Below are 3,877 nucleotides of genomic sequence, written 5' to 3'. Positions count from 1 at the left end.
CCTGCCGCTGCCCCAGCGCCAGCGGATGCGCGGCGCGACCGTGCCGGTGGCGGTGGACGCCGCCACCACCGAGGCGCTGACCTCGCTGGCCCGGCGCGAGGGCAGCACGCTGTACGTCGTGCTGCTGGCCGCCTTCCAGCTGCTGCTGGCCCGCTGCACCGGCGAGTCGGACGTGGTGGTCGGCAGCCCGACCCACGGCCGTACCGACGCCGAGTTCGCCGGCACCGTCGGCTGCCTGGTCAACACCGTGCCGCTGCGCGCCCGGATCGACGCCGCCGAGCCGTTCACCGCGCTGCTGGCCCGGGTGCGGGACGCCGCGGGCGCTGCGCTGGACGGCGCCGAGGTGCCGTTCCCCGCGCTGGTCGAGCTGGCCCGACCGGACCGTGACCAGGGCGGCCGGCCGCTGGTGCGCAGCCTGTTCAGCCTGCAGCAGGCGCCGGGCGGGCACGCCGAGGCGCTGGTGGCGATGGCCACCGGGCGGGACGGCGTCCCGTTCACCCTGGGCGGCGTGGAGTGCTCGACGCTGGCGGTGCCGGTCGGCGGCAGCCAGTTCGACCTCCAGCTCACCCTGGGGGCGGCCGCGGGCGGCCTGGCCGGTTCGGTCCGCTACGACACCGACCGCTACCTCCCGGCGACCGCCGAGCGCTTCGCCGCCCGGTTCGCCACGCTGCTGGCGGAGATCGCCGCCGACGCCGCCCGGCCGGCCGGCGCACTGCCGCTGGTCACGCCGGCCGAGCGGCGGACGCTGCTCACCGAGGGCAACGACACCGCGCTCGGCTACGACCCCGCCGACGGTGTGGTGCGCCGCTTCGAGGCGCAGGCCGCCCGTACCCCGTTGGCGGTCGCGGTCCGCGCCGCGGGCCCCGGGGGCGGCGAGCAGCTGGACTACGGCACCCTCGACCGGCTGGCCGACGGCGTCGCCGCGCGGCTGCGCGCCCTGGGCGTCGGCCCCGGGAGCACGGTCGCCGTCCTGCTGCCGCGCACCCCGCGGCTGCTCGCCGCGCTGCTCGGCGTCCTCAAATCCGGCGCCGCCTACCTGCCGCTGGACCCGGGCCACCCGGCCGAGCGGCTGGCCCTGGTGCTGGCCGACGGCGCCGCCGCCGCGGTGCTGACCGACCTGCCCGCCGAGCGGGTGCCGGCCGGCGACTGGGCGGTGCTGCCGGCCGGTGACATCGGCGAGGCCCGCCGCCCGGCCGACACCGCGGTCGACCCGGAGGCGGCGGCCTACGTGCTGCACACCTCCGGCTCGACCGGCCGTCCCAAGGGCGTGGTGGTGCCGCACCGGGCGCTGGCGAACCTGCTGGCCTCCTTCGAGCGCGACCTCGCGCCCGCCCCCGGCTCCGGCTGGCTCTCCGTCACCACCCCGGCCTTCGACATCGCCGCACTGGAGTACTTCCTGCCGCTGGCCACCGGCGCGACCGTGCACCTGGCGGACGCGGCGACGGCCGGCGACGGCTCGCGGCTGCGGGCCTGCCTGGAGGCCGGCGGGGTCAGCCACCTCCAGGCCACCCCGGTGACCTGGCAGCTGCTGCTGGACGCGGGCTGGACGGGCACCCCCGGGCTGACCGCGCTGTGCGGCGGGGAGCGGCTGCCGGCCGAGCTGGCCGCGGAACTGCTGGCCCGCGGCGTGCGGCTGTGGCAGGTCTACGGCCCCACCGAGACCACCGTCTGGTCGGCGCGCGGCGAGCTGACCGCGGCCGGCGGCGAGCTGCCGCTCGGCACCCCGGTCGCCAACACCCGCCTCTACCTGGTCGATCCGGCCCTGCAGCCGGTCCCGGCCGGGATCACCGGCGAGCTGCTGATCGGCGGCCACGGCCTCGCCCACGGTTACCTCGGACGGCCCGGCCTGACCGCGGAGCGCTTCGTGCCGGACCCGTTCGGCGCCGAGCCGGGGGCGCGTCTCTACCGCACCGGCGACCTGGTGCGGCGCGGGCCGGAGGGTGCGCTGCTCTTCGTCGGCCGCGTGGACACCCAGGTCAAGCTGCACGGGCACCGGATCGAGCTGGGCGAGGTCGAGACGGCGCTGGAGCGGCTGCCCGCGGTACGCCGGGCGGCGGTCGTGGTGGACGGCGAGGGCGCCCGGGCCCGGCTGGTCGCCTTCCTCGAACAGCACGGCCCGGAACGGAACGGCCCCGAGCAGCACGGCGCGCGCACGGCCCCCGGCGAGCTGCGCGAGCAGCTGCGGCGCACCCTGCCCGGCTACGCCGTCCCCTCGCTGCTGGTGACGCTGGACGAGCTGCCGCTGACCGCCAACGGCAAGGTCGACCGGCGGGCGCTGCCCGCGCCGGAGACCGCCGGCGATCTCCCGGGTGGGACCACCGGCGGCGTCTCGGGCGGAACCTCGGGCGGAACCGAGCAACCCGCCGGTCCGACCGAGGAGCGGATCGCCGCGCTGCTGGCCGACCTGCTCGGGACCGGTCCGGTCGGCCGGCACGAGGACCTGTTCGACCGGGGTGCGCACTCGCTCCTGCTGGCCCGCTTCGCCGAGCGCGCCCGGGCCGAGTTCGGCGCCGAGCTGCCGCTCCACCAGCTGTTCGAGCGGCCCACGGTCGCGGCCGTGGCCGCCCTGGTGGACGCGGCGGCCGTGCGGCCGGAGCGGGCGGCCGGCGCGGGCCGGCCGGGACTGACCCGGGTGGACCGCTCCCGGTACGCCGTCAGCCGCGGCTCCGACGGCGCGCTGCGCCCGGTGCCCGCCGGCGCGTCCGCCGGCCGTCCGTCCGAGGCCGGCCGGCCCACCACCGGGGAGGGCCGATGACCTCCGCCCCGTACCTCCCGTCCGTCCCCTCCGCCCGGCCGGCCGCCGGACCCGCCACCCCCGCGGACCGCCCGTACCTGCTGCGCTGTCCGGTCTGCCGGGAGGGCTACCAGGACGACGGGCTGCGGCTGGACTGCGCCGCCGCCCACCGGCCGGGCCTGCTGAGCACGGAGTACGCCACCGCGTTCGCCCCCGGCCCCGGCAGCGGCCCGTTCCGCTACCGCTGCTGGCTGCCGACGGCCGGCCGGGCCCTGCCCGAGGGCAGCGGCGGCGCCACCTACCGGGCCGAGCGGCTGGGCCGCGAGCTGGGCCTGGCCGAGCTGTGGGTCGCGTTCAGCGGCTACTGGCCCGAGCGCGGCGCGGCCCTCGCCACCGGCAGCTTCAAGGAGCTGGAGGCGCAGGCGGTGCTGGCCCGGCTGCCCGAGCGGCCGCCGGTCCTGGTGGTCGCGTCCGCCGGGAACACCGCCGCGGCGTTCCTGCGGGCCTGCTCGCAGCAGCGGGTGGCGTGCGTGCTGGTGGTGCCGGACACGGCGCTGCCCGTACTCGCCGGCGCCGGTGAACGGGCCGACTGCGTCCGGCTGGTGACGGTCGCCGGCGACTACACCGACGCGATCGGGCTGGCGGACGCGATCGCCGCCCGGCCGGGCCACCAGGCCGAGGGCGGCACCCGCAACGTGGCCCGGCGCGACGGCCTCGGCACCGCGCTGCTGGCGGCCGCCGAGACCATCGGCCGGCTGCCCGACCACTACGTGCAGGCGGTGGGCAGCGGGGCCGGCGCGATCGCCGCGCACCAGGCCGCCCGGCGGCTGCTGGCGGCGGGTTTCCCGGCCGCGGAGCACGCCGACGGCCCGTCCGGCGGGCTGCCCCGGCTGACGCTCTGCCAGAACACCGCGTTCGCCCCGATGGTCCGCGCCTGGCAGGACGGCCTGGCCGAGCCGGTCGTCGGCTCCGGCCCGGCCGTGCGGGCGGCGATCGCCGCGTCGTACGCCCAGGAGCTGACCACCCGCAAGCCGCCCTACGCGGTGGCCGGCGGGGTGCGCGAGATCCTCGCCGAGAGCGGCGGGGAGCTGCGGGCCGTGGCCGCCGCCGAGGCGGCCGCCGCCGGACGGCTGTTCGCCGAGG

Annotated in this window: 2 protein-coding genes; both read left to right on the top strand. The window is 79.2% G+C overall.

Features of this window, described 5'->3' with window-relative positions:
- Positions 1–2,755, top strand: a 2,755-nt coding sequence (locus tag ABZ885_RS37280) for an amino acid adenylation domain-containing protein (protein ID WP_360199039.1), incomplete at its 5' end; no start/stop codon positions are given.
- Positions 2,752–3,877 (top strand): cysteate synthase (locus ABZ885_RS37275; RefSeq protein ID WP_360199037.1); only part of this gene is annotated, 1,126 nt, incomplete at its 3' end. The genes ABZ885_RS37280 and ABZ885_RS37275, both read left to right, overlap by 4 nt.

The organism is Kitasatospora sp. NPDC047058 (genome assembly GCF_040643935.1).
GTDB lineage: Bacteria > Actinomycetota > Actinomycetes > Streptomycetales > Streptomycetaceae > Kitasatospora.
This window is presented reverse-complemented; position numbering and strand designations above follow the sequence as displayed.